Here is a 25331-nt window from a genome sequence, read left to right as displayed (position 1 = left end):
GGCGCGCGAACTCAGGCTTCGTGCGTCACGGGCGGGCGACGCGAGGCGATCCACTTGCCCAGCGCCAGCACCAGCAGGGCACCCGCGATGTGGGCGGTCCACCACAGGGTGTTGGAAATGTCGGCCATGCCCTTCTCGTCCAGCGTGCCCAGCTTGGGCATCCACAGCCACTTGTCCGGGTTCACGAACGCCGGGTCGGTCACCAGCATGCCGCCCGCGATCCAGCCCAGCAGCATGCCGCCCACCGTGATGATCATCGGGAAGCGCGCCATGAGCTTGATGACCATGGTGCTGCCCCAGACGATGATGGGGATGGAGATCAAGAGGCCCAGAACCACCAGCAGGAAGGAGTGCTCACCCGCGTTCTGGGCGGCGCCCGCGATGGCGATCACGTTGTCCACGCTCATCACCAGGTCGGCCACGATGATCGTCTTGATGGCGGCAAACAGCTTGTCGCTGCCCTGGATGTCCCCGTGCGCTTCGTCATCGGGCGCCAGCAGCTTCACGCCGATCCACACCAGCAGGATGGCGCCGACGAGCTTGATGAAGGGAATCGCCAGCAGCGTCATCGCGAAGGCGATGAGGATCACGCGCAGGATGATGGCGCCTGCGGTGCCATAGATGATGCCCTTGGTGCGCTGGGCCGGTGGCAGCTTGCGGCAGGCCAGCGCGATCACGACCGCGTTGTCGCCACCGAGCAGGATGTCGATGATGATGATCTGTCCGAGCGCGACCCAGAACGCGGGCGATGTCAGGAAATCCATAAATTCCTCGTAGTTGCTAGCGGTAACCGCAAGGCACTGCACACCCACCCGCCACAGCGCTGCTGCGCTGCGAAGGGGACGGACATGCCTTGATCGGCCGTGGAGAGCCCATCAAAGGTCTTGCTCGCAAGGCGATGGGATCACCTTGCCCGGGCCGCCGGAAGCGGAGCGCTTCGTCTTGACGACAACCCGATGGTCCGGACCAGGGGATACCGAGGTGTTCCTGATCCGCAACGGAGAGCTACTCCCCTTCGAGACCCGCGATTGTAGCGGCCCCCGCTGATCGTCAGGCGCGGCGGTGGGTACGCAGTTCCCACAGGCGCTGGGCTTGACTGGCTATGATCCACACCCCATGCCCGGCATCCACATCACCGACATCGAAGCCGCCATCAACCATTGGCGTGAGCGCTCACCCTCGCCCGACGGCGTGTCGCTTTGCAAGGAGTTGCGTGCGCTGGCGGAGGTGTATGCGCTGATGGTCTACTTCCGCGAGACCGAGGCCGACGAAGCCACCTTGCCGGCGGCGGCGCGGGCGGCGTGGATGGCGTGGTACGAAACCACCCCCGACACGCCTTGCATCGCCATCTGCTCCACCAGCCAGGGCGACGAGGTCTGCAAGGGATGCGGTCGCACCTTCGATGAGGTGCAGCGCTGGACGGAAATGTCGCCCGGCGAGAAACGCGCCAGCTGGCGCCGCATCACCATCGAGGGCGATGCGTGGCGCTTCAACCGCTACGCAGAGCGCGCGCTGGAAGAGTCGGGACCCTAGACGCGCCTGGCGAGTTCGGTGGCCTTGCCCACGTAGCTCCCGGGCGTCATGGCGAGCAACCGGTCTTTTTCTTCCTGGGGAATCTCCAGGCCCCGGATCAGCCCGTGCAGCGCCTCGGCGGTCACCGTCTTGCCGCGCGTGACTTCCTTGAGCTTCTCGTAGGCGCCCGAGACGCCGTAGCGGCGCATCACGGTCTGGATCGGCTCGGCCAGCACTTCCCACGAGGCGTCGAGGTCGGCGGCAATGGCCTCTTCGTTGAGTTCCAGCTTGCCCAGGCCCACGCCCAGCGAGTGGTAGGCCAGCACCGCGTAGCCCAGTGCCACGCCCATGTTGCGCAGCACGGTGGAATCCGTCAGGTCGCGCTGCCAGCGCGAAACCGGCAGCTTTTCGGAGAGATGGCGCAACAGCGCATTGGCCAGGCCCAGGTTGCCCTCGGCGTTCTCGAAGTCGATGGGATTGACCTTGTGCGGCATGGTGGACGAGCCGATCTCACCCGCCTTGAGCCGCTGCTTGAAGTAGCCCAGGCTGACGTAGCCCCAGATGTCTCGCGCCAGGTCCACCAGGATGGTGTTGGTGCGCGCCACCGCATCGAACAGTTCGGCCATGTAGTCGTGCGGCTCGATCTGGATGCTGTAGGGCTGGAACGTCAGGCCCAGGCCGAGCGGCTCGGGCGACTCGATCACATTGCGGCTGAAGGTTTCCCAGTCGAAATCCGGCCAGGCGCTCAGGTGCGCGTTGTAGTTGCCCACGGCGCCGTTCATCTTGCCCATGAGCTTGACGCTGGCGATCTTCTCGCGCGCGGCCACCAGGCGCACCACGACGTTGGCGATCTCCTTGCCCACCGTGGTGGGGCTGGCGGTCTGGCCGTGGGTGCGGCTGAGCATGGGAATGGCGGCAAAGGCGTGCGCCATCTCGCGCAGCTTGGCGATCACCGCATCCAGCGCGGGCAACAGCACCGCGTCGCGCCCACCCTTGAGCTGCAGGGCGTGGCTGGTGTTGTTGATGTCTTCGCTGGTGCAGGCGAAGTGCACGAACTCGGCCGCCTTCTCGAGTTCGGGGCGTGCCTCGAAACGCGACTTGATCCAGTACTCCACCGCCTTCACGTCGTGGTTGGTGACTTTCTCGATGTCCTTGATGGCCTGGCCATCGGCTTCGCTGAAGTTCTTCACCAGGCCCAGCAGGTAGGTGCGCGCCCCGGGCGAAAGGGGCTTGAATTCTGCAAGGCCGGCGTCGGACAAGGCGATGAACCAGGCGATCTCGACCTGGACGCGGCGGTGCATGTAGCCCTGCTCGCTCATGAACGGGCGCAAGGGGGCCAGTCGTGCAGCGTAGCGGCCGTCCAGAGGAGAGAGGGCAGAGATGGCGCTTGGTGTCGCCGAAGCGGGCTGCGCGGAGGCGGCGGGAGTTGGGGTGGTCGGACGCATCCGGCGATTGTAGGAGGGCACGCCGTGCCATGAGCCCGTCGGCGCCAGGCGAACGCGGGCTGGCTAGAATTGCCTTCCCGCGTCCAACCGACTTCCCCACCCGTCATGAAACTCATTGGTGCCATCGCCAGCCCCTACGTGCGCAAAGTGCGCGTTGTCATGGCCGAGAAGAAACTGGACTACCACTTCATCCTGGAAGACGTGTGGTCGGCCGGCACCCAGATCGCCACCTCCAACCCGCTGGGCAAGGTGCCCTGCCTGGTGATGGAAGGGGGCGAAGCCGTTTTCGACTCGCGCGTGATCGTCGAGTACCTGGACACACTCTCGCCGGTGGGCAAGCTCATTCCATCGCAAGGCCGCGAGCGCGCGGAGGTGAAGACCTGGGAAGCACTGGCCGATGGCCTGCTCGATGCCGCCGTGCTCGCGCGCCTGGAAACCACCTGGGCGGGCCGCACCAGCGAACAGCGCAGCCAGGCCTGGACCGACCGCCAGCTCGGCAAGATCGAGGCCAGTCTCAAGTCCATGAGCCAGGGCCTGGGCGAGAAGGCTTTCTGCTCGGGCATCCACTTCAGCCTGTCCGACGTGGCCGTCGGTTGCGCGCTGGGTTACCTGGACTTCCGCTTTCCCGTCATCGACTGGCGCACCACCTACCCGAACCTGGCCCGCCTGGCCGACAAGCTCAACCAGCGCCAGAGCTTCATCGACACCAAGCCGGACTGAGTTTCAAAGTCCCGTGAATCGCCGCACGGCCGGGAAGTACGCGCGGTAGGGCAGCAGCCGCAGCAGCTTCATCCAGCGCGTGAAGCGTTTGGGGTAATGGATATCGAAGGCGCCGCGCTCCCAGTCCTTGATCATCGCGAGCGCGGCCTGCTCGGGCGTGATCAGCGCGGGCATGGTGAACTGGTTCTGCGACGTCAGCGGCGTCTGGACGAAGCCCGGGTGCACCACGCTCACGCCCAGGCCCAGCGGTTGCAGGTCCAGGTACAGCGTCTCGGCCAGGTTGGTGAGTGCCGCCTTGGTGGGGCCGTAGGCCAGGCTCTTGGGCAGCCCCCGGAAACCCGCTACGCTGCTGATCAGGCTGATATGGCCTCGGCCCTGTGCGATCAACGCCGGCACCAGCGCATGCAGGACGTTGAGCGCACCGATGTAGTTGATGTCGAGGTGCTGGCGCAGGTCGGCCATGTCCATGGCGCTGGCGCGCATCTCGCGGTAGTGGCCCGCGCAATACACCACCATGTCCAGCGGACCCCGGGCGAGGATCTCGCCCGCCGTCTGCGCCACGGCAGGCGCATCGGTCACGTCCATCGGCCAGGCCTGGGCACCTGCGTGTGCGGCCACGAACGCCTGCAGCGCCCCCGCCGAGCGCGCCGACACCAGCACCTGCGCGCCTCGCGCATGCAGGGCCGACGCGGTGGCCTCGCCGATGCCGCTGGAGGCGCCAACCAGCCACACGCGCAGACCGCGCCAGTCGCGGATGGGTGGATTCATGGCGCGCGCTTCACGAAGGACAGGGTGACTTCGCCCAGCTTGAAACCGAACTTGCTCATCTCGGCCTTGTTGAGCATCACCTTCTCGTCCATCAGGTACATCCAGTCGTCGAACTGCACCTCATAGGTTTTTCCATCCACCGGCAGCAGCAGCGTGTAGCCCCAGCGAAAGGCGTTGCCGCGCTGCTCGCCGCGGGCCACGCCCACCACGTCGTCGGCGGTGCCGGTGAACTGCCCGTTGCCCAGGTGCTTCATGCGCCAGATGCGCTTCTGTGCCGTGCCGTCCGAGTAGATGAAGTCTTCGTCCAGCACGCCTTCGTCGCCGTTCCAGGTGCAGCGCATGACCACCGTGAAGCGCTTCACCACGGCGCCCGAGCGGTCGGTGAAGACGCCATAGGCGTCGAGCGTGCCGTTGAAATAGCGACGCAGGTCGAGCACCGGCTTCTCGCTCGCGTACTGGGACACCTGCGGCCCGGCACAGCCCGAGAGCGTGGCGGCGGAGGCAATGCCGGCGGCGATGAGCAGACGTCTTTGCATGGGATTCCTTCAGGAGGTTGAGGCCGGCGCGGGAGCCAGTGGCAGACGCTGCCCGGGACGGATGACGAGCGCGTAGAGCGCGCCGCCCGCGAGCAGCTTGAGCGCGCAGGGCAGCAGGCAGTAGGCGATGGTGAGGGTGTGGAGCGCGGCCTCGTCACGCGCGCCGGGCACGTAACCGAACCAGGCCAGCAGCGGCAGCGCCAGGCCGGCGGCCAGCGCCAGGTTGAGCTTGGCGGCAAAGCTCCACCAGCCGAAGTACGCGCCCTCGCGCTGGCCGCGTTCGCCGAGCTGGCCGATCAGGCCAGCCAGCATCGCGCCAGGCAGGGTGAGATCGGTGCCCAGGGCCACGCCGGAAAGCGCACAGACGATGAGAAACGGCCACACGTCGCCCGTGCCCAGCGTGGCGGCCCACACGAACACCGCCACCGCCAGCGCCATGCCCAGCAGCCAGGTGCGGCCCAACCCCAGTCGGGCCACCACGCGCACCCACACCGGAATGGACAGCGCGGCGCACAGGAAGTAGGTGGCCAGGAACGCGGGTTCGATCGAGGGCGGCGCCTGCAGGCGGTCCTGCACGAAGAAGAGCACCAGCGTGGCCGGCACTGCGCTCGCGGTTCCGTTGAGCACGAACACCGCGAGCAGGCGCAGGAATGCCGGCTGGCGCAAGGGCGAAGCGCCCGCCGCAGCGGGCGTGTCTGCCAGCTTCAGCGCCGGTGGGGCGATCGAACCGCTCCACGCCCACCAGCCCAACGCCAGCAGCACCGCAAACGTGGACACGGTGGCGCCCAGGCCCAGCGTGCCCGGCAGCACCGCCGCGATCAGCACACCCAGCAGGGACAGACCTTCGCGCCACGCCACCACACGGCTGCGCTGGGCCTCGTTGCCGCCCAGCCGCGCGCCCCAGGCCTGATGCCCCACGGCAACGACGCTGAACGCGGTGTAGGTCACGGCCATCAGCAGCCCGGCCCAGGTCAGCAGGGCCGTGGTGCCGGCCTCGCGAACCGCAGAGGGCGGGAACAACAGGCCCCACAGCCCCAGCGCCAGCACCACGGCCGAAAAGCCGGTGGCCGCCATGAGGGCAGCCACCGAGCGGGCCCAGAGGCGATCGCACCAGCGGCCGATCCAGGGATCGAGCACGGCGTCGACCAGGCGTGCGGCCAGCAGCACCGCGCCCAGCAGGGCCAGCGGCGCGCCGAACTCGCGCGCGTAGTGGTTGGGCAGGATCACATACAGGGGCAAGGCCACGAAAGCCAGCGGCAGCCCGAGCAGGCCATAGCGCAGGCCGGCGCGCCACGCACCGGGGCCGATGAAGCGGGCCGCCGGTTCTGGCAGCTCGGCGTTCATGAGGACGGCCGCGTACCGGCGCCCGAGGGATCGATCAGCGCGCGGCGCATGGCAGGTTGCGAAGTCCTGGGGGAGAGCCAGATGCCGAAGAACAGGCGCGAGAAGCTTTCGTCCGCCACCTCGCCCAGCCACTGTCCGTTGAGGTAGAAGCGTGCGCCGGCGCCGGGCACGTGCACGCCGGTGATGCGGTCGCCGCGCTGCACGTCGGGGAACAGCGCGCTCATGGCCCTGAGCCATCCTTCGGCCTGAGCGGCATCGATCGTCCCCACGCGGCGCATTTCGTCCAGAGACCGTTCGGCGATGTCGGGTCCCTTGAAGCTGCGCAGGTAGTTCAGCTCCAGGCCGAAGCGCTGCTCGGCGAAACGCTGGGCGTCAAAACCTGGTGCCGCGTACAGGCTCGCGTCGTACACCTCGAAGCCCCACACCCGCAGGCGCGCCGTGCCCAGCCGGGGCTGGTCCTTCAATGCGGCGCTGGTCGTGGCTTCGGCCGGCATCGCCTGCGAGATGCCCGCCGTGAGCGCGAGTGCGCCGGCGAGCAGCGCGAGGGCGGCGACGGTGGAAGCGCGCATGGTGCGATCCTCAGGCGGGTTTGCGCAGCGTGTACTGCACGACGTCGATGCTGCCCTGCTCGAAAGCCGCCTCGCAGTAAGCGAGGTAGAACTCCCAGATGCGCAGGAAGCGCTGGTCGAAGCCGAGCTGCATCACGCGGTCTTTTTCGTGAAGGAACCGCTCGCGCCAGAGCGCCAGCGTGCGCGCGTAGTCGGGGCCGAAGGCGAATTCGTCCACCACCTCCAGTCCAGCGCTGGCCGCCTGTGCGCGAAACTCGCGCGGACAGGGCAGGCAGCCACCCGGGAAGATGTACTGCTGGATGAAGTCCGTGCCCTTGATGTACCGATCGAAGTGTTCGTCGTCGATCATGATGCTCTGCACACAAGCGCGCCCGCCCGGCTTGAGCAGGCGCGCCACGCTCTGGAAGTAGGTCGGCCAGTACGCGCGGCCCACGGCCTCGACCATCTCGATCGAGCAGATCGCATCGAATGGCGCGTCGTCGATGTCGCGGTAATCCTGAAGACGGAGCTCGGCCCGATCGGCGCGTCCCAGGCGCTGCATGCGCTCCTGCGCGAACCCGAGCTGTTCGGTGGACAGCGTCACGCCGACCACGCTGGCGTCGAATTCGGTGGTGGCCTTCTCGGCCAGCGCTCCCCAGCCGCAGCCGATCTCCAGCACGCGGTCGCCGGGTTTCACCCCAGCCATGCGCAGCGCGCGCCGCACCTTGGCGTGCTGCGCTGCCACCATGGTCTGGCCGGGTTCCTCGAACCAGGCCGACGAGTAGTTCATGGTCTCGTCCAGCCACAGCGTGTAGAACGCGTTGCCCAGGTCGTAGTGGGCGTGGATGTTCTTGCGGCTGTTCGCCCTGGAGTTGCGGTTGAGCAGGTGGCGAACCCGGTAGGCGAAGCGGCCGAGCCAGGAGCCGTAGATCACATCCTCCACCTCGCGCCGGTTGGCCACCATCAGCGACAGCAGCGCGGTCAGGTTGGGCGTGCTCCAGTCGCCGTCGATGTAGGTTTCGGCGAATCCGATGTCACCCGACTTCAACGCGGCGCCGCACACGTTCCAGTTGTGCAGCTTCATGCTCGCGTGTGGCCCGTCCGAATGGCCGAAGCGCTGCACCGTGCCATCGGGCAACTGCAGGGTCAGGCTGCCGTGCACCAGGCGTTGCAGCAGTTGCAGCGTGGTGCGCGCGGCCGCGGGCGCGTTGCGGGGCAGGTCGAAACCAGCGGGATTGCGGGAGGCAGTGGTGGAGTTCATGGATGGCGGGGTTCGGCGTTCACGGGACTCGTCGCAGGCGAGACGGCGGCGGTGACGAAATCGCCCGGGGCGGGCGGTTGGCGAAAAAACGGGGCGCGCTTGATCCACAGACGCAGCGCCTGCCAGTGGATGCGTGCGATCACGCCGAAGGTCATGGCCGGGTAGGACCACAGCGCGCGCCGCAGATTCTTCGCATCCAGGGGCAGCAGTTCGCCACTCACACTGGTGTTCAGCAGGGGCGCCGTACCGCTGACGTCGAAGTAGTCGACCCGCGCCACGGTGCGGGGCACCGGCTCCTGAGAGCGCATGAAGACGAAACGGTAGCGGCCTCGCAACGGGCAGAACGGCGAGACGTGGAACACCTTGTCGGCTTCGCACGGCTGGCCGTAGCGCGGTGCGTCCAGCAGGTAGCAGTGCCGTTCGCCGAAGGTGTTGTTGACTTCGGCCAGCACGGCGCGCAGGGAGCCGTCCGTGCGGTGGCAGTACCAGAAGCTCACCGGCAGAAAGGCATACCCCAGCACGCGCGGGTAGGTGTGCAGCCAGACCTCGCCATCGGCGTCGCGGATGCCGTGCGCCTGCAGCACCTCGTCGATCCAGGCCAGGCTGTCGGCGCGACCATCGCCGTGGTCGGCGTCGTGAAAGCTCAGGGCTGCGGGGCGATTCCGCGCCAGCGCGCCGTTGCCATTCGCGCGCAGGCTGCGCATGGGCAGCATCAGGAAATAGGTGGCATAGGCGAAGGCATGGCGGCGCGGGCGGTGGCGCGTGTGGCGCACCTGCCCGAAGCCGATCTGCGCATGCTCACTCATGCAAACACCCCGGGCAAGGCCTGGCGACGTGCCGCCTCGCCGCCTTCGACGGGCACAAGCCCATGTGTGTCGATGATGGATCGGGCCGCGCGCAGGCCGGACTTCAGGCCGTCCTCGTGGAAGCCGTAGCCGGTCCAGGCGCCAGCGAACCAGGTGTGTCGCTGCCCCTGCATGTCGTGCACGCGCGCCTGGGCCCGGATGGCGGCCAGATCGAACACCGGATGGTCGTAGGCGTACTCGCCAAGCACCTGGGTGGGCGCGATCTCGCGCTGCGGATTCAGCGACACCACCACCGGTTGCGTCACCGGCAGCGGTTGCAGGCGGTTGATGAGGTAGTGCAGGCAGACCTGCGCCGACTCGACATCGGCGCTGGGTGCGCGCTGGTAGTTCCACGCCGCCCAGGCGCGCGGGTTGGCCGGCAGCACCGAGGCGTCGGTGTGCAACACGGCGCGGTTGGGCTGGTAACGGATGGCGGCCAGCACCTCGCGCTCGTTCTGGCTCGCGCCGTTGCCGAGCAGGCGCAGCGATTGGTCGCTGTGGCAGGCCATCACCACCGCGTCGAAGCGTTCCACATGGCCGTCGGTGACGATGCGCACGCCCTGCGGGTCGCGCAGCACCTGCCGCACCGGCGTGGCCAGGCGGCGGTCCGCGATGCCCTCCACGATCTTCTGCACGTACTGCCGCGCGCCGCCCGCCACCGTGTACCACTGCGGCCGGTTGGTGACCTGGATCAGGCCGTGGTTGTGACAGAAGCGCACCATGGTCGCCACCGGGAACGCCAGCATCTGGTCGGTCGGGCAACTCCAGATGCAGCCCATCATGGGCAGGAAGTACCAGTCGCGGAATTCGTCTGAGAACCGCTGTTCGCGCAGGAAATCGCCCAGGGGTTGCAGCAGCGCGCTGTGCTCGCCCAGATCCTCGCCCTTCTCGGCCAGGCGCGAGGTGATGCGGTTGAAGCGGACGATGTCGGCCAGCATGCGCAGGAATCGCGGGTTGGCCAGGTTGCGCCGCTGCGCGAACACCGAAGACAGGTTGCTGCCGCTCCATTCCAGCGTCTGCCCCCCGGGCCCGGCGCCATCGGCCTGGACGGAGAACGACATGTCTGACTTCGCGATGGAAACGTCCAGTGCGGAAAACAGCGCCAGCAGGTTCGGGTAAGTGCGCTCGTTCAGCACCAGAAAGCCGGTGTCCACGCCAAAGGTGGTGGGCGTGCCCTGGGCGTCGGGCAAGGTGACGTCCACCGTGTGCGTGTGGCCGCCGAAATAGTCACCCGATTCGAACAGCGTGAGGTCGGCCAGGCCTTGAAGGGTGTGGGCGGCGGCAAGGCCGGCGATGCCGGAGCCGACGATCGCGACGCGAATCGGCCGCGGGGGGCTCGATGCCATGGCAGGCTGCTGGAGGTCCGTGTACATCGTCCGGACCCTCAAGCCATCACCGCAAAGCGGTGGCCACTTGTACAAAAGACTGCGAAGCGCCCCGAAACGAACCAGGGAGGGAGGGAGGAGGAGGAGAAGCGCCTCGGGATTTCAGCCGGATCACAAGGACCCGACCGGCTTCGCAGTGCAAAAAGGAATCTGTTGTCTGGGAGGAAATCGCCGCGCAAAAAGTTCCAGCGCCGCGACGCAATGGCAAGCGCAAAAGGGCGGCGGCGGGAGGAAGGTGCGTTCATGGGCATCGGAAAAACTGATTGGTTTTATTGTGACTGATCAGTCACTATTTGGTCGAGAGAAACTTTTCGATGTCCTTCACCAGGCCGGGGTCTTTGGGCTCGACACGGCTTCCATAGCTCTTGACAGTCTGGCCGTCGCGCGCGATCAGGTACTTGTGGAAGTTCCACTGCGGGCGTTCCCCGGTGCGCTGCGCGAGCTGGCGAAAGAGGGGGCTGGTGTCGGGGCCGACCACGCTGGTCTTGCTGAACATCGGGAATTTCACGCCAAAGGTGTTCTCGCAGAACTCGGCAATGGTCGCGTTGCTGCCGGGCTCCTGGCGCCCGAAGTCGTTCGACGGAAAGCCGAGCACGACCAGTCCCCGCGCCTGGTACCGGGCGTTCAGGGCCTCGAGCCCTTCGTACTGGCTGGTGAAGCCGCAAAAGCTCGCCGTGTTCACCACCAGCACCACCTTGCCCCGGTACTGGCAGAGGGACTGCGGCTTTTCATCCTGCAGGCGGTCGAACCGATGCTGGAGCAACGCGGGGCAGTCGCTGTCGGCAGCGCGCGCGCCACCTCCGAGCGCCAGGCAGGCCAGAGCCATCGCCAGCGCGCGCCGCAAGCCGGGGTTCGCGGTGGGGACAGGGCCTTTTCTCATGCCGGCAACTCCATAATGACGGGGTTCATTGAAACATTTGTCCATGACAAACTCAAGCTCTCGCAGCGCTACCTGGCACACCATCGCCGACATCGAGCGCGACACCGGTTTGTCCAAGGACACCCTGCGCGTCTGGGAGCGACGCTACGGTTTTCCGGATCCCGAACGCGATGCCCTCGGTGAGCGGCGCTACGACGACGCACAACTCGAACGCCTGCGCCACATCCGCCGCCTCATCGACGCGGGTCACCGGCCTGGCCAGGTGGTGCCGCTGCCTCGAGAGGCGCTGCTGGAACTCAATACGCAAACCGGCGCCCGGCGGATTCAGACCGTTTCACGCCGGGCGCCGGCTGCAACGCCGGCGTCGGCTCCCAGCGAGGAAATCGAGGTGTGGCTGCAGATGCTGCACCGATACGATGGCCGTTCCTTGCGGCTGGCCCTGACCCGGACGCTGGAGGAACAGGGGCTGGCGCGCCTGCTGCTGGAGGGCGTGGCCCCCATGAATGCGCTGGTCGGCGACGCCTGGCTGGCGGGTCGGCTGGGGGTGCATCAGGAGCATCTTTACAGCGAGATCGTGCAATCGCTGTTGCGCCAGGCGATCTCCCAGGTGAACCTGGCGCGGCCACTGGCGCCGCCGCGCGTGCTCCTGACCACGCTGCCCGGTGAGGAGCACGGGCTGGGGCTGCTGATGGCGGAGTGCTTCCTGGCGCTCGAAGGTTGCGAGACCCTGCCGCTGGGGGTGCAGACGCCCGTGCCCGACATCGTCAATGCGGTCTCGGTCAGCGGCGCCCACATCGTCGCCCTGGGTTTCACCGCTGCGCAGAACCCGCGCGACGCGCTCGGGGCCCTGGAGCAGTTGCGCAGCCGGCTGCTGCCTGAAGTGAAGATCTGGACGGGCGGGAACTGCCCCGCGTTGTTGCGCAGCCCACGCAGCGACGTGCGCGCGTCTGCCCCTTTCCAGCATCTGGCCCGGCTGCAGGACATTCCGATGGCGGTGACGCTCTGGCGCTCGCTCGTGCAGACCCATACCCCTGCGCAACGCGATGATTCTTAAGACTTTTTGCGACGCCGCATAAAATGGAACGTGTTTCGAAAGACCTCCATGCTCTACCCTGAACTCTTCAAGCAACTCGAATCCGTGCGATGGGACATGGACAAGGACATTCCCTGGGACCGGTTCGACGCCGCTTCGCTCACCGATGAGCAGGCCCAGACCATCAAGATGAACGCCATCACCGAGTGGGCTGCGCTGCCGGCCACCGAGATGTTCCTGCGCGACAACCGCGACGATTCCGATTTCTCTGCCTTCATGTCCATCTGGTTCTTCGAAGAACAGAAGCACTCGCTGGTGCTGATGGAGTACCTGCGCCGCTTCCGTCCAGACCTCGTGCCCAGCGAACAGGAGCTGCACGACATCCGTTTCGAATTCGATCCCGCGCCACCGCTGGAAACGCTGATGCTGCACTTCTGCGGCGAGATCCGCCTCAACCACTGGTACCGCCGCGCCAGCGAATGGCACACCGAACCCGTGATCAAGCAGATCTACAGCACGCTCAGCCAGGACGAGGCGCGCCACGGCGGCGCCTACCTGCGCTACATGAAGCGCGCCATCGGCAAGTTCGGCGATGAAGCGCGCTCGGCCTTTGCCAAGGTGGGCGTGCTCATGGCCAGTGCTCGTCGCACGGCGCAGGCCCTGCACCCGACCAACCTGCACGTGAACAAGACGCTGTTCCCCAACGACACCATCCAGAGTCGCCTGCCCGACCCGGAGTGGCTGGAGCACTGGCTGGACAAGCAGATCAACTTCGATGCGGTCTGGGAAACGCGTGTGGTCGAACGCATCCTGCACAACATGAGCCTGCTCATGGACCAGAGCTTCAAGACCGTTCAGGAACTCAACCGCTTCCGCAAGTCGCTGGCCGTGGTCACGCCCGTGCCCCAGGCCACCTGAGTCCGCCGCTGCCGGCGGACCAGCCCGGCCACCAGGCCACCAGCAGCCCCAGCAGCAGCCCCCACACCACGCCGCTCACGTGGGCGGCCTGCACCACCGACATGTCGTTGGCCCGGTCCCACACCACCGGGTACTGCCAGCCGCGCTCCATCAGTGTCTTGGTGATCACGCCCAGCGCCAGCAGCACACCCCAGCGCCGCGCTTTCCGAATGGGAATGCGCTTGAAGATGAGCTGCACCGCCAGCACCATGGCGCCCGCGTGCAGCACGCCCGACAGACCCACCGCGTAGCCGATCTGTGGCCACCACAGCAGGCTGAACTGCATCAGCGGCCAGGCGGTGAGCCAGGCCAGGGTGCAACGCAGACTGGGCCGCACCAGCCACGCAAACGCCGTGAGCGCACCCAGGGCCAGTTGGTTGCCGATCAGGTGCGGGGTGTTCAGGTGCACCCAGGCGCTGGTCCAGAGGGTCCAGGGATGCTCGGCCCAGTGATCGGCGCGCCAGGTGAGCGCCGCCACCGCGCCCGACTGCGCCCACCACAGCAGCATGCTGGCCACGCCGTGCACGCAGCACACCACGAGCCAGGCGCGGGAAGGGTTCATGCCAGGGTCGTGGCGCTGGCCTGCTGCTGGCGGCCCAGCACGTGGTGCCACAACGCGCGCACGGCGGCGGCCGCGGTGGCCACGCGATCGGGCTCCACCTGGGTGGGCATTTCATCCAGCCGGGCACGGTGCTGGATCTGGCGCAGCTCGCGGTAGGCGCGCGCTGCGGCTTCGCCCATGCCCGGCTCCAGCAGGCCGGCATGCTCGGCGCGACGCAGCAGGTTGATGTTGCCGGTGTTGGCGCGCAGCTCCGGGTGCGCGTGCGAGTGCAGCAGCACCAGGTACTGAACCGCGAACTCCACGTCCACCATGCCGCCGGCGCTGTGCTTCACGTCGAACTTCGCCCCGCGCACCGGGTGGGCCTGGCGCACCTTGGCGCGCATGGCCACGATCTCGTTGGCCAGCGATTGGGCATGGCGTGGTGCGGTGATGACGGCTTCGCGGATCGCGTCGAACCGGCCGGCCAGCGAAACGCCACCCAGCACGAAGCGCGCGCGCGTCATGGCCTGGTGTTCCCAGGTCCAGGCGGTGTTGCTGCCGCGCTGCTGCTGGTAGTTGGCGTAGGCGTTGAAGCTGGTGACCAGCAGACCCGAGTTGCCATTGGGCCGAAGCGCGGTGTCGATCTCGAACAGGTCGCCTTCGCCGGTCTTCACCGTCAGCCAGTTGATCATCTTGCGGACGAAAGCAGCGTAGATTTCCGACGCGTTCTCGTGTTCGTCCTCGTAGACGAAGACGATGTCCAGATCGCTGCCGTAGCCGAGCTCCTTGCCGCCCAGTTTGCCGTAGCCAATGATGGCGAAGCTGGGCTCGGCCCGATGCCGGTTCTTCAGGCGCGCCCAGCACCAGCGCGCGGTGGTGCGCAGCACGGAGTCGGCCAGGGCCGAGAGGTCGTCGGCCACCTGCTCCACGGTGAGCACCTTCTCCACGTCGCGCGCGAGCGTGCGGAACACCTCGGCGTGGTGCGCGCGGCGCAGCAGGTTGAGCAGCGCCTCCTCGTCGTCCTCGCCGGTGGACTGCAGCGCGGCGCGGCGGGCTTCGAGTTCGGCCTCGAACTGGGCGGCGTCGAAACGGTCGGTCAGCAACTGCTGACTGGCCAGTTCGTCGATCACGCCGGGGTGCTGGAGCAGGTAGCGCGCTGGCCACTTGGCCGCACCCAGCAGGCGCAGCAGGCGCTCGTGCACCGACGGGCGTTCCTGCAGAAGGGCCAGGTAGCTTTCCCGGCGCAACAGGGGCTCGATCCAGTCGGCCATGCGCAGCGCGGCTTCTTCGCTCACGCGGCCTTCGTCGAGCCAGGCGCCAGTGCGCTGCACCAGGCGCACCAGCCGGGCCCGGGTGTCTTCGCGCAGCGCCAGCACGCGCGGGTGCTCGCACCATTGGCCCACCTTGGCGGCGAACGCCGGTGGCAGTTGCGCCAGCACGGTTTGCAGGTCGTCGGCCGAACTGCGGGTGGATGAACCGTTCTTGCCGTTGCAACCCTTGCCGTTGCAGCCCCCGTTGGTGGGGCCGCCCAGCAGCGTGTCGAACTCCTGCGCCACCAGCTCGCGGTGCGCGTCCAGCGCGTGCAGGAAGGCGCACACGTCGGGGTAGTCCAGTGTGGCGGCGAGCCAGGCCAGGTCGTCGTCCTGCGTGGGCATCACGTGGGTCTGCTGGTCGTCCAGGTACTGGATGCGGTGCTCCACGCGGCGCAGGAATTCGTAGGCGCTCGCCAGCGCGTCGGCCGTGGCCTGTGGCATGAGGCCGGCCTTGCAGAGCCGCTGCAGGGCGTCCAGCGTCGGGCGCGTGCGCAGCTCCGGAAACTGGCCACCGCGCACCACCTGCAGCAACTGCACGGTGAACTCGATTTCGCGGATGCCGCCGCGCGACAGCTTGACGTCGTTGGAGCGACCCGGGTGGCCCGCGGCGCGCTTGGCAGCGTGGTCACGAATCTGGCGGTGCAGGTTGCGCAGCGCCTCGAACACCCCGTAGTCCAGGTAGCGGCGGAACACGAAAGGCAGCACGGTGCCGCGCAGGGCCTGCGCGCCACCGTCGCGCACACAGGCCGCCGGCGCAATGACGCGGCTCTTGAGCCAGGCAAAGCGTTCCCACTCGCGGCCCTGCACCAGGAAATACTCTTCCAGGGCGCCGAGCGACACCGCACTCGGGCCGGAATTGCCATTGGGCCGAAGCGCCAGATCAACCCGGAACACGTTGCCGTGCTCGGTGGTCTCGCCCACGGTGTTGTAGATGTGCTTGACGGCCTTGCCGAAATACTCGTGGTTGCTGATGCGGTTGCGGCCCTGCGCGTTGCCAGCGGTTTCGCCGTCCTGGTCGTACACGTAGATGAGGTCGATGTCGCTCGACACATTGAGCTCGCGCGCACCCAGCTTGCCCATGCCGATCACCCACAGGTGCGCGCGCCGTGGCTGGCCATCGGTGCCCACGCATTGAGGCGCGCCATGCAGGTCGTCCAGGTCGGCAAAGGCCAGGGTGCAGGCTTTGTCCAGGGCCAGTTCGGCCAGCTCCGTGACGGCGCGCGTGATCACCGCCAGTGGCGCGCCTTGCTCGCAGTCCAGCACCACCAAGCGTTCAAGCACCAGCTGGCGCAACACGCGCAGTGCGGCCGGCATCGGCAGGCCGCGATCGAGCAGGTTCTGCAAGCCGGCCTGCAGGGTGGCGTGCACCGGTTCGCCCGGTGGCAGGCAGCTCAGTTCATCGGGGTAGCGGCGCCGCACGCGCTGCACGAAGCGCGAACCGTCGGCCTGGCGGTCGGCGGGCGTCAGCGGCGGGCAGGCGTTCACATTTGATGACAAACCGGAAACTCCCGCTGAGGAACCCGTTGAAAGGCTGGCCGTCATAATTTGCGGTGGACATGAATCAAAGACCGGCTCCCATCGCTGCTGCCCCGCGAACCCTCAAGACACTTTCGTTGGCAACGCGGCTCATGTTGTGGCTGGTTCTTGCAGGCTGGAGCCTGTTCGCGCTGACCTGGTTCGGCCTGCACGCGTGGATTGTGCCCCGAATCGGCGAATGGCGTCCCGACCTGGAAAGGTGGGCGAGCTCGGCGGTCGGGGTTGAGGTCCGGGTGGGTGAGATCCGTGCCAAAGACACCGACAATGCCCGCGCCTGGCTGCCCGCGCTGATGCCTTCCTTCGAGCTGCGCAACGTGCAGCTCATCGACTCGCAAGGCCGCGTGGCCCTGGAGCTCCCACTCATCCGCACCTCGATCTCGGCCCGTTCGCTCTGGCACGGCGGCTTCGAGCAGATCGTGATCGACCAGCCGGTGCTGGACGTGCGGCGCACCGCGCAAGGCCGCATCGAGGTGGCTGGCCTGGACCTCGCTGGTCCCGGTGAGGGCAACACCGATGCCGCCGACTGGTTCTTTTCCCAGAGCGAGTTCGTCATCCAGGGCGGCACGCTGCGCTGGACCGACGACCTGCGGGCGCAGCCGCCGCTGGCGCTGGAAAAACTCGACCTGGTCTCGCGCAACACCGCGCTCACGCACCAGTTCCGCGTCGATGCCACGCCGCCGCCGGCCTGGGGAGAGCGACTGAGCCTGCGCGGGCGACTGCGCGAACCGCTGCTCGACCTCGACCGGCAGGGCGCCCGGCAGCAGAACCCCTGGCACCGCTGGAGCGGCGAGGTGTTTGCCGACTTCGCCCACGTGGACGTGGAGCGTCTGCGCGCGTATGTGGATCTGTCGGACTGGGGCGTGGAGGTGCGCGCGGGCCGCGGCGCCCTGCGGGCCTGGGCCGACGTGGCCAACGGGCAGGTGGCCGGGGTGACGGCCGATCTCTCGCTCCAAGGTGTGCAGGCCCAGCTCGGACCCCGGTTGCCGGTGCTCGCCATCGAAGACCTGCACGGCCGGCTGGCCGCGACGTGGTCCAGCGACGGCTACGAACTCTCTACCGAGAACCTGGCCTTTCGCACGCCCGACGGCGTCACCTGGCCCGCCGCCAGTCTGAAGCTGGCGCACACGGTGGCGCGCGAAGGGCGCGGGGCCAGCCTGCAGCTCAACGCGCAGCGCTTCGAACTGGCCGCGCTGGCGGCCATCGCCACCCGCCTGCCCTTGCCCGCTGCCAGCCACGGCCTCATCGAACAACTGCGCCCGGCCGGTCAGGTCAATGGGCTGAACGCGCGCTGGCAAGGTCGCGCCGGGGCCGCGCCTGCCAGCGAAGGAGGTCTCGACCTGGCCCAGGGCGACTACCAGGCCAGCGGGCGCGTGGTGGGGCTGGCCCTGTCGGGCCAGTCGAGCGGGAAAATGTCTTCCTCCGGGCGCTACCCGCTGCCCGGGCGGCCCGGCATTGCGGGCGCCACGGTGGACTTCGACTTCAGCGACCAGGGAGGCCGTGCGCACCTGAGCGTGAGCGATGGCGCGCTGGAGTTGCCCGATGTGTTCGAAGAGGTTCGCCTGCCGCTGGATCGTCTGGAGGCCGACGCCAGCTGGCGTCTGGCGGGCGAGCGCATCGACGTCGAACTCGACAACGTGCAGCTGAGCAACGCCGATGCCGAGGGCACGGCTCAGGCCACCTGGCACACCGGCGACGCGCCCGGCAAGCGCTTTCCAGGCGTGCTCGATCTGAAGGCCACGCTCACCCGCGCCGAGGCCACCCGCGTGCACCGCTACCTGCCCCTCACGGTCCCCGCCGAAGCGCGGCGCTATGTGCGCGAAGCGGTGCAGGGCGGTGCGTCGGACCGGGTCGATTTCCGTGTGCGCGGCGAGGTGGCCGAGGTGCCGTTCGAAGACCCGGGCGACCAGGGCGAGTTCCGCATTTCGGCGCGCCTGCAGGACGTGGACATGGACTACGTTCCGCCCTTTCTCCAGTCCGCTGGCGACGCGCCCTGGCCGGGCTTGCGGCAGGTCGCGGGCGAGCTCGTGCTGGACCGCAACGCCTTCAAGGTCACGGTGAGCGAAGCGGGTCTGGCGGGCGCGCCGGAGGTGCGGCTGACCCAGGGTGAAGTGGGCATCGCGAACCTCAAGGGCGACTCGGTGCTGGTGGTGAGCGCCCGCGCGCAGGGCCCCGCGCCCGAGCTGCTCGGCTTCGTGCAGCGATCGCCCGTGAACGCCATGACCAGCCAGGTGCTGGCGCGCGCCCGCATCAGCGGCGCCGCGCACGGCAACTTCGCCATCCACCTGCCGCTGCACGATGCGCAGGCCACGCGGGTGAGCGGCACCGTGCAGTTCGACGGCAACGACGTGCAGATTTCGCCGGAGTCGCCGCTGCTCGGGCGCGCCAGCGGCACGCTGGCCTTCAGTGAAAAGGGCTTCACGGTGCGCTCGGCGCAGGCCCGCGTGCTGGGCGGCGAGGCGCGTTTCGAAGGTGGCATGGAGCCCGACGCGCAGGGTGTGTCCCGCGTGCAGTTCCGCGGTCAGGGGGAAGCGCGCGCCGAAGGCCTGCGCGACGCCGGGCTGGGCTTCGTATCGCGCCTGTTCCAGAACGCCAGCGGCAGCACCAGCTACAACCTGCAGCTCGGCTTCAAGGGCGGCCAGCCGGAAGTGCAGGTGACCAGCAGCCTGCAGGGCATGGCACTGAACCTGCCCGCACCGCTGGGCAAGACGGCCGAAGCCAGCCTGCCGCTGCGCTACGACAACACGGTGCTGGAGATGGGTGGCGACACGGCCCGCAGCGACCGGCTCGCCATCCAGCTCGGCACCGCGCTGGCGCCCGTGCTCGCCGTTCACTACGAGCGCGAGCTGGGCGCCGGCGAGCCGCGCGTGCTGCGCGGCGGCATTGCGGTGGGCGTGAACGCCGACGAAACCCCCCTGCCGACCGCGGGCGTGAGCGCCAACGTGCTGCTGGACCGCATCGACGTGGATGCGTGGGAACGCGTGCTCAAGGCGGCCACCGGCGGGGAGCCGCGCAGCGCCGCGCCCGCCCGCCCGGCCGCGGCGGCAGCGGCGGGCGACCAGGCCTACCTGCCCACCACGCTGGCGGTGCGCGCGAACCAGCTCACGGTGGAAGGGCGCACGTTCAACCGTCTGGTGGTGGGCGGCTCGCGCGAAGGCAGCCAGTGGCGCGCGAACATCGACGCCGACGAGCTCAACGGCTACGTGGAGGTGCGTCAGTTGCCCAGTGGTGCCGTGGGCAGTGTGTATGCGCGGCTCGCGCGGTTGACGCTGGCGCCGTCGGCCGCCACCGACGTGGAACAGCTGCTCACGCAGCCCACGAGCGTGCCGGCGCTGGACATTGCCGTGGACGACTTCAACATGGCCGGGCGAGCGCTCGGGCGCGCAGAGATCGAAGCCGTGAACCGGGGCGGGCCATCGCGCGCGGCGGAATGGCGCCTGAACAAGCTGCGCCTGGCCGTGCCGGAGGCCCGGCTGACCGCCACGGGCAACTGGGCCGCGCTCGGCGGGGGCGGTGCGGCATCCGCCCAGCGCCGCACCGCGCTCAACTTCATCCTGGACGTGGACGACTCCGGCGAACTGCTCAAGCGCTTCGGCCGCGAAGGCACGGTGCGCGGCGGCAAGGGCCGCATCGAAGGCAACATCGGCTGGCTCGGTTCGCCGCTCTCGATCGACTACCCCAGCCTGTCCGGCCAGTTGCGTGCGGACTTCGAGCGCGGCCAGTTCCTGAAGGTGGAGCCCGGCGCCGGGCGCCTGCTGGGCGTGCTCAGCCTGCAGGCCCTGCCGCGCCGGCTGGCGCTCGATTTCCGCGACGTGTTCTTCGAAGGCTTCGCGTTCGATTTCGTTCGCGGCGACGCGCGCATCGAGCAGGGCGTGCTGTTCACCAACAACCTGCAGATGAAAGGCGTGAACGCGGCCGTGCTGATGGAAGGCAGCGCCGACATTGCGCGCGAACAGCAGGACCTGAAGGTGGTGGTGGTGCCGGAGATCAACGCCGGCACCGCGTCGCTGATCGCCACCGCCATCAACCCGGCCATCGGCCTGGGCACCTTTCTGGCGCAATTCCTGTTGCGCCAGCCACTGCAAAGCGCCACCACGCAGCAGTTCCACATCACCGGCGGCTGGGCCGACCCGCAGGTCGAGAAGGTGGAGCGGCCCGCGCCCGTGCGCGACCCGGCCAAAGGCGCACTGCAGTAAGCTCGAAGGTCACCGAAAGGAACCGCATGAAAGTCGCTTCGATCCAGATGGTTTCGGGCATCAGCCTGGACGTCAACCTCAGCGAAGCGCTGCGCCTGCTGCGCCAGGCCGCCAGCGCCGGCGCCGAACTCGCCGTGCTCCCCGAATACTTCTGCTTCATGGGCGTGAAGGACGAAGACAAGCTGCTGCTGGCCGAGACGCCCGGTCTGGGCAAGGTGCAGGACTTTTTGTCCGACGCCGCGCGCGACCTGAAGATGTGGGTGGTGGGCGGCACGCTGCCCATGGCCACCGAAGACCCCTCGCACGCCGCCAACGCCAGCCTGGCCTACAACCCGCGCGGCGAATGCGCCAGCCGCTACGACAAGATCCACCTGTTCCGGTTCGACAACGGCCGCGAGCACTACGACGAGGCCACCGTGCTGCGCGCAGGTGAAACACCCACCGTGTTCGAATGCCGCGACCACAGTGGACAGGACTGGCGCATCGGCCAGACCGTGTGCTACGACCTGCGCTTTGGCGAGCTCTACCGCATGCTCGCGGCCGACATCCTGCTCGTGCCCTCCGCCTTCACGCACACCACCGGCCAGGCCCATTGGGAAGTGCTGCTGCGCGCTCGCGCCATCGAGAACCAGGCGTTCGTGATCGCCAGCGCGCAAGGCGGCGTGCACGAGAACGGCCGGCGCACCTGGGGCCACAGCATGGTCATCAGCCCCTGGGGCGAGGTGATGGCCATGCACGCCGAAGGCCCTGGCGTGGTGCTGGCCGATCTCGACATCGAACGCCTGCGCAGCGTGCGCGAACAACTGCCTTCGCTGCAGCACCGCCGACTCTGAGCGTGGCCATCATGCGGCCCTCGCGCTGGCGCCAGGCCCTGCGTTCGCGCCGCTGGCTGCTGTGGGGCGCGCTGCTGCTGCTGGTGCTGGTGCTGCTGGGCGTGCTGGTGTTCCTGGCCACCGAATACGAAGAAGGTCGCGACCAGACCGCCCTGGAGCAGGAAGCCGCCACGCTGGTGAGCGATATCCGCAGCGGCCTGGTGCGCAATGTGCAGACCCTGCAGTCGCTGCACAGCGTGGCGCCCACGGTGGACAGCTGGCACACGCCCGCCGCCGAGCTGCTGGCGCGGCACCGCGAAATGGCGCGCATCGAATGGCGCGGCCGCAACCTGCGCCTGCTGGCGCACCGCGACACGCCCTACCTGGCCGACCTGTACGGCATGCTGCGCCGCGCGAGCCTTCCCGCCGAAGTGAGCCTGGCCTGCGACAACGCTAGGCGCATTTCCGGCCCCGCCTATTCGAGCAGCTACTTCTGGCCCATGGTCGGCGGCCAGGGTCTGGAGCTCATGGAGATGTGCCTGCCGGTGTCGCGCTCGGCCGAACCCGACGGCTACCTGGTGGTGACGTACTCGTTGCCCGGCATCCTGGCCGAGTTGACCAACCAGGCCTCGTTGCGCGGGCGCGGCCTGGCCTTCAACGAGGCCGACGGCACGCGCCTGGCCTTGCACAGCATGGTGCCCGGTCCCCGACGCACGCTCACCGCGCGCACCGTGCTCGACATGCCCGGGCACACGCTCATCCTGCAACTGCAGGCGCCGCGCCAGGCGGGTGGCCTGTTCCCCAACGTGCTCACCGCCGTGGTGGGCGCGCTCTCGCTCGCGCTGCTCGCGGTGCTGTTTTTGCTGGGGCGCGACATCCGGCTGCGCCAGCGCGCCGAACTCGACGTGGCCGATGCGCTGGCGTTTCGCAAGGCCATGGAAGACTCGCTGGTGACGGGCCTGCGCGCGCGCGGCATGGACGGCCGCATCACGTATGTGAACCCCGCGTTCTGCCAGATGGTGGGCCTGCCCGCAGAGCAGCTGATCGGCACCGGCCCGCCGGCGCCGTGGTGGCCGCCCGAACTGGCCGACGAATACCAGCAACGCCAGGCCGTGCGCCTCGCTGGCAGGATCCTGCCGCGCGAAGGTTATGAATCGGTGTTCCAGCGCCGCGACGGAACGCGGTTTCCGGTGCTCATCATCGAAGCCCCGCTGATCGATGCGCAGGGCAACCAGACCGGCTTCATGAGCGCCATCCTCGACCTGACGGAACAGCGCCGCGTGGAAGACCTCAACCGCACATCGCAGGAGCGCCTGCAGGCCACCGCGCGCCTGGCCACGGTGGGCGAAATGGCTTCGCTCCTCAGCCACGAACTCAACCAGCCGCTGGCCGCCATCTCCAGCTACGCCAGCGGCACCCTGAACCTGCTCGAAGAACCCGCGGGCCAATTGCCCCAGGCCGACCTGCTGCAGGCCATGCGGCGCATCAGCGAACAGGCCGAACGCGCCGGGCGCGTCATCAAGAGCGTGGCCGACTTCGTGCGCCGCCGCGAACAGGTGCGCGAAGCCGTCACCCCGCAAAGCCTCATCGACGCCATCCAGCCGCTGCTGGCGCTGCAGGCCAAGAAGCAGGGCATCCGCTTGCATATAGAGGTAGCCCCAGGCTGCCCCGCCGTGCTGTGCGACCGCACTATGGTCGAACAGGTGCTGCTCAACCTCGCGCGCAACGGCATGCAGGCCATGCCCTTTGAAGATCCGCCCATTTCGTCCGGCCTGCGCGTGCTGAACCTGAAAGTGGGCCAGACCCGCCTCCACGCCGGCCTGGCGCCCGGCGGTGAACCGCGCAAGAGCTGGGTCAGCTTCGCCGTGACCGACCACGGGCAGGGCCTGAGCAGTGAGGTGAAGGAAAAACTGTTCACCCCCTTCTTCACCACCCGGGCCGAGGGCATGGGGCTGGGACTGAGCTTGTGCCGCACGGTGATCGAGCAGCATGGCGGAGCGCTGACGCATGAGGATGCGGAGCCGAGGGGGACGGTGTTCCGGTTTACGTTGCCTGCGGCGGGGTGATGTGCGCATGATCCGCCGCTTCTTGCTCGCCGTCCTGCTTCTGGCTTTGGTGCTGGCCGCGGTGGCCGTGGGCGTTGTCGTCCAGCCCTTCGTCATCCCCATCGCGTCCACCCCGCCGGCGGTGGACGCCAGTCAGCTCGAGCGGCACGTCAGGTTCCTGTCTGAAGACGTGCACCCGCGCAACCACGCGCAGGTGGAGAACCTGGAGAAAGCAGCACTCTATATAGAGAGCTCATTCAGGGCCTCCGGGGGCGATGTGTCCAGCCAGGACGTGGTGGTGGAGGGCACCCGCTACAGGAACGTCATCGCGAGGTTCGGTCCCGATTCGGGGCCTGTGCTCGTGATCGGCGCCCACTACGACACCCACGGCGACACACCCGGTGCCGACGACAACGCCAGCGGCGTGGCCGGCCTGCTGGAGCTGGCGCGCCTTCTCGGCCAGTCGCCAACCCCGCGCGCCATCGAACTCGTGGCGTACACCCTGGAAGAGTCGCCCCACTTCCGCACCGAACACATGGGCAGTGCGCGGCATGCGAGGGCGATGCGAGAAGCCGGCCGGGACGTGGAGCTGATGCTGTCGCTTGAGATGATCGGCTACTTCTCCGACGAGCCGGGAAGCCAGCGCTACCCCGAACCAGCGCTGGCCCCGCTGTACCCCGACAAGGGCAACTTCATCGCACTCGTGGGCAAGCTCGATCACTTCGCCTTGATGAGAAAGATGAAGGCGGCCATGACCGGCGCCACTCCACTGCCCGTCCGCTCTCTCAACGCACCGCCCACCGTGCAAGGCATCGACTTTTCAGACCACCTGAACTACTGGCACCAGGGCATGCCGGCCATCATGGTGACCGACACGGCCTTCCTGCGGAACCCGAACTACCACCGGCCGGAAGACACGGCCGAGAAGCTGGACTATGCGCGGATGGCGATGGTGGTGCAGGGGGTTCATGCCTTCGCTCTGCGTCCGTGACCTGACATCGCCCACTTATCATCCGCTCCATGACCCAGTACCCCGACGCCAAGATCTACCTCGTCGATGACGATGTGGGCGTGCGCGAGGCGCTGGCCTGGCTGCTGCGCACGCGGCGGCTGTTGAGCGAGGGGTACGACAGCGCCGAGGCGTTCATGGAGGCGGCTTCGGTGTGGCGCGAGGCGCCCAGCGCGCCTTGCTGCGTGATGCTCGACGTGCGCATGTCGGGCATGAGCGGGCTGGCGCTGTTCGAACGCTTTCTGGCGCTGCCCTGGCAGGCCTGCGCGCCGGTGATCTTTCTCTCGGGCCATGCCGACGTGCCCACGGCGGTGGATGCGGTGAAGCGGGGTGCCTTCGATTTCTGCGAGAAACCGTTTTCCGACAACGCGCTGGTGGACCGGGTGGAGCAGGCGCTGAACCAGTCGGCCCAGGTGCTGGCCCAGCGGCGTGCGCAGACCGAGCTGCAGCAGCGGCTGGAGAGTCTGACCGAGCGCGAGCGCGACGTGATGGACCTGGTGATCGCGGGCCTGCCCAACAAGCTGGTGGCCGACCAGCTCAACATCAGCGTGCGCACGGTCGAGGTGCACCGCTCGCGCGTGTTCGACAAGATGGGCGTGAAGTCCGCGGTCGAGCTGGCCAACGTGCTTCGCCCGGCATGAGGCGCAT

At 68.1% G+C, this 25331-nt stretch carries 21 protein-coding genes; 9 read left to right on the top strand and 12 right to left on the bottom strand.

Features of this window, described 5'->3' with window-relative positions; all coding sequences use genetic code 11:
- Positions 1–11 precede the first annotated feature (11 nt).
- Positions 12–764, bottom strand: coding sequence for a TerC family protein (locus tag ACTIEY_RS18055; protein WP_439520531.1), 753 nt, complete (start codon positions 762–764; stop codon positions 12–14).
- Between the two features lie 352 nt (positions 765–1116).
- Between ACTIEY_RS18055 and ACTIEY_RS18050 the strand changes: the two genes are divergently transcribed.
- Positions 1117–1533: a DUF3717 domain-containing protein gene (locus ACTIEY_RS18050; protein WP_439520530.1), complete on the top strand. Its 417-nt coding sequence runs from the start codon at positions 1117–1119 to the stop codon at positions 1531–1533.
- Here ACTIEY_RS18050 and purB read toward each other — a convergent pair.
- Positions 1530–2957 (bottom strand): adenylosuccinate lyase, encoded by a 1428-nt coding sequence (gene purB, locus ACTIEY_RS18045; protein ID WP_439520529.1) that lies wholly within the window; start codon positions 2955–2957, stop codon positions 1530–1532. The two genes, ACTIEY_RS18050 and purB, sit on opposite strands and share 4 nt — an antisense overlap.
- A gap of 105 nt (positions 2958–3062) precedes the next feature.
- Here purB and ACTIEY_RS18040 point away from each other — a divergent pair, with 105 nt between their 5' ends.
- Positions 3063–3677 carry a glutathione S-transferase N-terminal domain-containing protein gene (locus ACTIEY_RS18040; RefSeq protein ID WP_439520528.1) on the top strand — a complete coding sequence of 205 codons (615 nt, stop codon included), beginning with the start codon at positions 3063–3065 and terminating at the stop codon, positions 3675–3677.
- 3 nt (positions 3678–3680) lie between these two features.
- On the opposite strand, the gene ACTIEY_RS18035 is transcribed toward ACTIEY_RS18040, so the two are convergent.
- From ACTIEY_RS18035 to ACTIEY_RS18000, 8 genes are all read right to left on the bottom strand, one after another.
- Complete coding sequence (locus ACTIEY_RS18035) at positions 3681–4445, bottom strand: SDR family NAD(P)-dependent oxidoreductase (protein ID WP_439520527.1); 765 nt, start codon at positions 4443–4445, stop codon at positions 3681–3683.
- A complete protein-coding gene (locus tag ACTIEY_RS18030) occupies positions 4442–4981 on the bottom strand; it encodes a DUF3833 domain-containing protein (protein WP_439520526.1) in 540 nt (179 codons plus the stop codon). Before ACTIEY_RS18030 ends, ACTIEY_RS18035 begins: the two co-directional genes overlap by 4 nt.
- Before the next feature lie 9 nt (positions 4982–4990).
- A complete protein-coding gene (locus ACTIEY_RS18025) occupies positions 4991–6325 on the bottom strand; it encodes an MFS transporter (protein WP_439520525.1) in 1335 nt (444 codons plus the stop codon).
- The gene (locus ACTIEY_RS18020) at positions 6322–6894 is read right to left on the bottom strand and encodes a chalcone isomerase family protein (RefSeq protein WP_439520524.1); all 573 of its coding nucleotides are present in this window, start codon (positions 6892–6894) and stop codon (positions 6322–6324) included. The genes ACTIEY_RS18025 and ACTIEY_RS18020 overlap by 4 nt, the downstream gene beginning before the upstream one ends.
- Before the next feature lie 10 nt (positions 6895–6904).
- On the bottom strand, positions 6905–8134 hold the full coding sequence (locus ACTIEY_RS18015) for a class I SAM-dependent methyltransferase (RefSeq protein WP_439520523.1): 1230 nt from the start codon (positions 8132–8134) through the stop codon (positions 6905–6907).
- A complete protein-coding gene (locus ACTIEY_RS18010; RefSeq protein WP_439520522.1) occupies positions 8131–8940 on the bottom strand; it encodes a DUF1365 domain-containing protein in 810 nt (269 codons plus the stop codon). Before ACTIEY_RS18010 ends, ACTIEY_RS18015 begins: the two co-directional genes overlap by 4 nt.
- The gene (locus ACTIEY_RS18005) at positions 8937–10301 is read right to left on the bottom strand and encodes an NAD(P)/FAD-dependent oxidoreductase (protein WP_439520802.1); all 1365 of its coding nucleotides are present in this window, start codon (positions 10299–10301) and stop codon (positions 8937–8939) included. Before ACTIEY_RS18005 ends, ACTIEY_RS18010 begins: the two co-directional genes overlap by 4 nt.
- Before the next feature lie 352 nt (positions 10302–10653).
- Positions 10654–11244: a glutathione peroxidase gene (locus ACTIEY_RS18000; RefSeq protein WP_439520521.1), complete on the bottom strand. Its 591-nt coding sequence runs from the start codon at positions 11242–11244 to the stop codon at positions 10654–10656.
- A 43-nt stretch (positions 11245–11287) separates the two neighbouring features.
- Between ACTIEY_RS18000 and ACTIEY_RS17995 the strand changes: the two genes are divergently transcribed.
- Both ACTIEY_RS17995 and ACTIEY_RS17990 read left to right on the top strand, forming a co-directional pair.
- Positions 11288–12298 (top strand): MerR family transcriptional regulator, encoded by a 1011-nt coding sequence (locus ACTIEY_RS17995; protein ID WP_439520520.1) that lies wholly within the window; start codon positions 11288–11290, stop codon positions 12296–12298.
- A gap of 48 nt (positions 12299–12346) precedes the next feature.
- Positions 12347–13195, top strand: coding sequence for a ferritin-like domain-containing protein (locus ACTIEY_RS17990; protein WP_439520519.1), 849 nt, complete (start codon positions 12347–12349; stop codon positions 13193–13195).
- On the opposite strand, the gene ACTIEY_RS17985 is transcribed toward ACTIEY_RS17990, so the two are convergent.
- Together ACTIEY_RS17985 and glnE are read right to left on the bottom strand one after the other, a co-directional pair.
- A complete protein-coding gene (locus ACTIEY_RS17985) occupies positions 13170–13796 on the bottom strand; it encodes a rhomboid family intramembrane serine protease (protein WP_439520518.1) in 627 nt (208 codons plus the stop codon). The genes ACTIEY_RS17990 and ACTIEY_RS17985 overlap by 26 nt on opposite strands.
- Positions 13793–16630, bottom strand: coding sequence for a bifunctional [glutamate--ammonia ligase]-adenylyl-L-tyrosine phosphorylase/[glutamate--ammonia-ligase] adenylyltransferase (gene glnE, locus ACTIEY_RS17980; RefSeq protein ID WP_439520517.1), 2838 nt, complete (start codon positions 16628–16630; stop codon positions 13793–13795). The genes ACTIEY_RS17985 and glnE overlap by 4 nt, the downstream gene beginning before the upstream one ends.
- 86 nt (positions 16631–16716) lie before the next feature.
- Between glnE and ACTIEY_RS17975 the strand changes: the two genes are divergently transcribed.
- From ACTIEY_RS17975 to ACTIEY_RS17955, 5 genes are read left to right on the top strand one after another with little or no spacing between them, the layout of a single operon-like run.
- Entirely contained in the window at positions 16717–20817 is a 4101-nt protein-coding gene (locus ACTIEY_RS17975) for a YhdP family protein (protein WP_439520516.1), read from the top strand.
- A 26-nt stretch (positions 20818–20843) separates the two neighbouring features.
- Complete coding sequence (locus ACTIEY_RS17970) at positions 20844–21650, top strand: carbon-nitrogen hydrolase family protein (protein ID WP_439520515.1); 807 nt, start codon at positions 20844–20846, stop codon at positions 21648–21650.
- 11 nt (positions 21651–21661) lie between these two features.
- Positions 21662–23695 (top strand): two-component system sensor histidine kinase NtrB, encoded by a 2034-nt coding sequence (locus tag ACTIEY_RS17965; protein ID WP_439520801.1) that lies wholly within the window; start codon positions 21662–21664, stop codon positions 23693–23695.
- Between the two features lie 7 nt (positions 23696–23702).
- On the top strand, positions 23703–24665 hold the full coding sequence (locus ACTIEY_RS17960; protein WP_439520514.1) for a M28 family peptidase: 963 nt from the start codon (positions 23703–23705) through the stop codon (positions 24663–24665).
- A gap of 29 nt (positions 24666–24694) precedes the next feature.
- Positions 24695–25324 carry a response regulator transcription factor gene (locus tag ACTIEY_RS17955; RefSeq protein ID WP_439520513.1) on the top strand — a complete coding sequence of 210 codons (630 nt, stop codon included), beginning with the start codon at positions 24695–24697 and terminating at the stop codon, positions 25322–25324.
- Positions 25325–25331: the final 7 nt, after the last annotated feature.

Origin of the sequence: Hydrogenophaga sp. (genome assembly GCF_051858985.1) — a bacterium.
GTDB lineage: Bacteria > Pseudomonadota > Gammaproteobacteria > Burkholderiales > Burkholderiaceae_C > Hydrogenophaga.
Note: the sequence above shows the minus strand (reverse complement) of the source record. Positions and strands in the feature narration are given on the sequence as shown.

What these genes read in the sequence shown, in the direction of transcription:
- ACTIEY_RS18010 (WP_439520522.1), bottom strand. Translation starts at nt 8,940, where the DNA reads ATGAGTGAGCATGCGCAGATCGGCTTCGGGCAGGTGCGCCACACGCGC.
- ACTIEY_RS17970 (WP_439520515.1), top strand. Translation starts at nt 20,844, where the DNA reads ATGAAAGTCGCTTCGATCCAGATGGTTTCGGGCATCAGCCTGGACGTC.
- ACTIEY_RS17995 (WP_439520520.1), top strand. Translation starts at nt 11,288, where the DNA reads ATGACAAACTCAAGCTCTCGCAGCGCTACCTGGCACACCATCGCCGAC.
- ACTIEY_RS18020 (WP_439520524.1), bottom strand. Translation starts at nt 6,894, where the DNA reads ATGCGCGCTTCCACCGTCGCCGCCCTCGCGCTGCTCGCCGGCGCACTC.
- ACTIEY_RS18000 (WP_439520521.1), bottom strand. Translation starts at nt 11,244, where the DNA reads ATGAGAAAAGGCCCTGTCCCCACCGCGAACCCCGGCTTGCGGCGCGCG.
- ACTIEY_RS18035 (WP_439520527.1), bottom strand. Translation starts at nt 4,445, where the DNA reads ATGAATCCACCCATCCGCGACTGGCGCGGTCTGCGCGTGTGGCTGGTT.
- ACTIEY_RS18055 (WP_439520531.1), bottom strand. Translation starts at nt 764, where the DNA reads ATGGATTTCCTGACATCGCCCGCGTTCTGGGTCGCGCTCGGACAGATC.
- ACTIEY_RS18015 (WP_439520523.1), bottom strand. Translation starts at nt 8,134, where the DNA reads ATGAACTCCACCACTGCCTCCCGCAATCCCGCTGGTTTCGACCTGCCC.
- ACTIEY_RS17965 (WP_439520801.1), top strand. Translation starts at nt 21,662, where the DNA reads ATGCGGCCCTCGCGCTGGCGCCAGGCCCTGCGTTCGCGCCGCTGGCTG.
- ACTIEY_RS17985 (WP_439520518.1), bottom strand. Translation starts at nt 13,796, where the DNA reads ATGAACCCTTCCCGCGCCTGGCTCGTGGTGTGCTGCGTGCACGGCGTG.
- ACTIEY_RS18050 (WP_439520530.1), top strand. Translation starts at nt 1,117, where the DNA reads ATGCCCGGCATCCACATCACCGACATCGAAGCCGCCATCAACCATTGG.
- ACTIEY_RS17990 (WP_439520519.1), top strand. Translation starts at nt 12,347, where the DNA reads ATGCTCTACCCTGAACTCTTCAAGCAACTCGAATCCGTGCGATGGGAC.
- ACTIEY_RS18025 (WP_439520525.1), bottom strand. Translation starts at nt 6,325, where the DNA reads ATGAACGCCGAGCTGCCAGAACCGGCGGCCCGCTTCATCGGCCCCGGT.
- ACTIEY_RS17960 (WP_439520514.1), top strand. Translation starts at nt 23,703, where the DNA reads ATGATCCGCCGCTTCTTGCTCGCCGTCCTGCTTCTGGCTTTGGTGCTG.
- ACTIEY_RS17955 (WP_439520513.1), top strand. Translation starts at nt 24,695, where the DNA reads ATGACCCAGTACCCCGACGCCAAGATCTACCTCGTCGATGACGATGTG.
- purB (WP_439520529.1), bottom strand. Translation starts at nt 2,957, where the DNA reads ATGCGTCCGACCACCCCAACTCCCGCCGCCTCCGCGCAGCCCGCTTCG.
- ACTIEY_RS18040 (WP_439520528.1), top strand. Translation starts at nt 3,063, where the DNA reads ATGAAACTCATTGGTGCCATCGCCAGCCCCTACGTGCGCAAAGTGCGC.
- ACTIEY_RS17975 (WP_439520516.1), top strand. Translation starts at nt 16,717, where the DNA reads ATGTTGTGGCTGGTTCTTGCAGGCTGGAGCCTGTTCGCGCTGACCTGG.
- ACTIEY_RS18030 (WP_439520526.1), bottom strand. Translation starts at nt 4,981, where the DNA reads ATGCAAAGACGTCTGCTCATCGCCGCCGGCATTGCCTCCGCCGCCACG.
- glnE (WP_439520517.1), bottom strand. Translation starts at nt 16,630, where the DNA reads ATGACGGCCAGCCTTTCAACGGGTTCCTCAGCGGGAGTTTCCGGTTTG.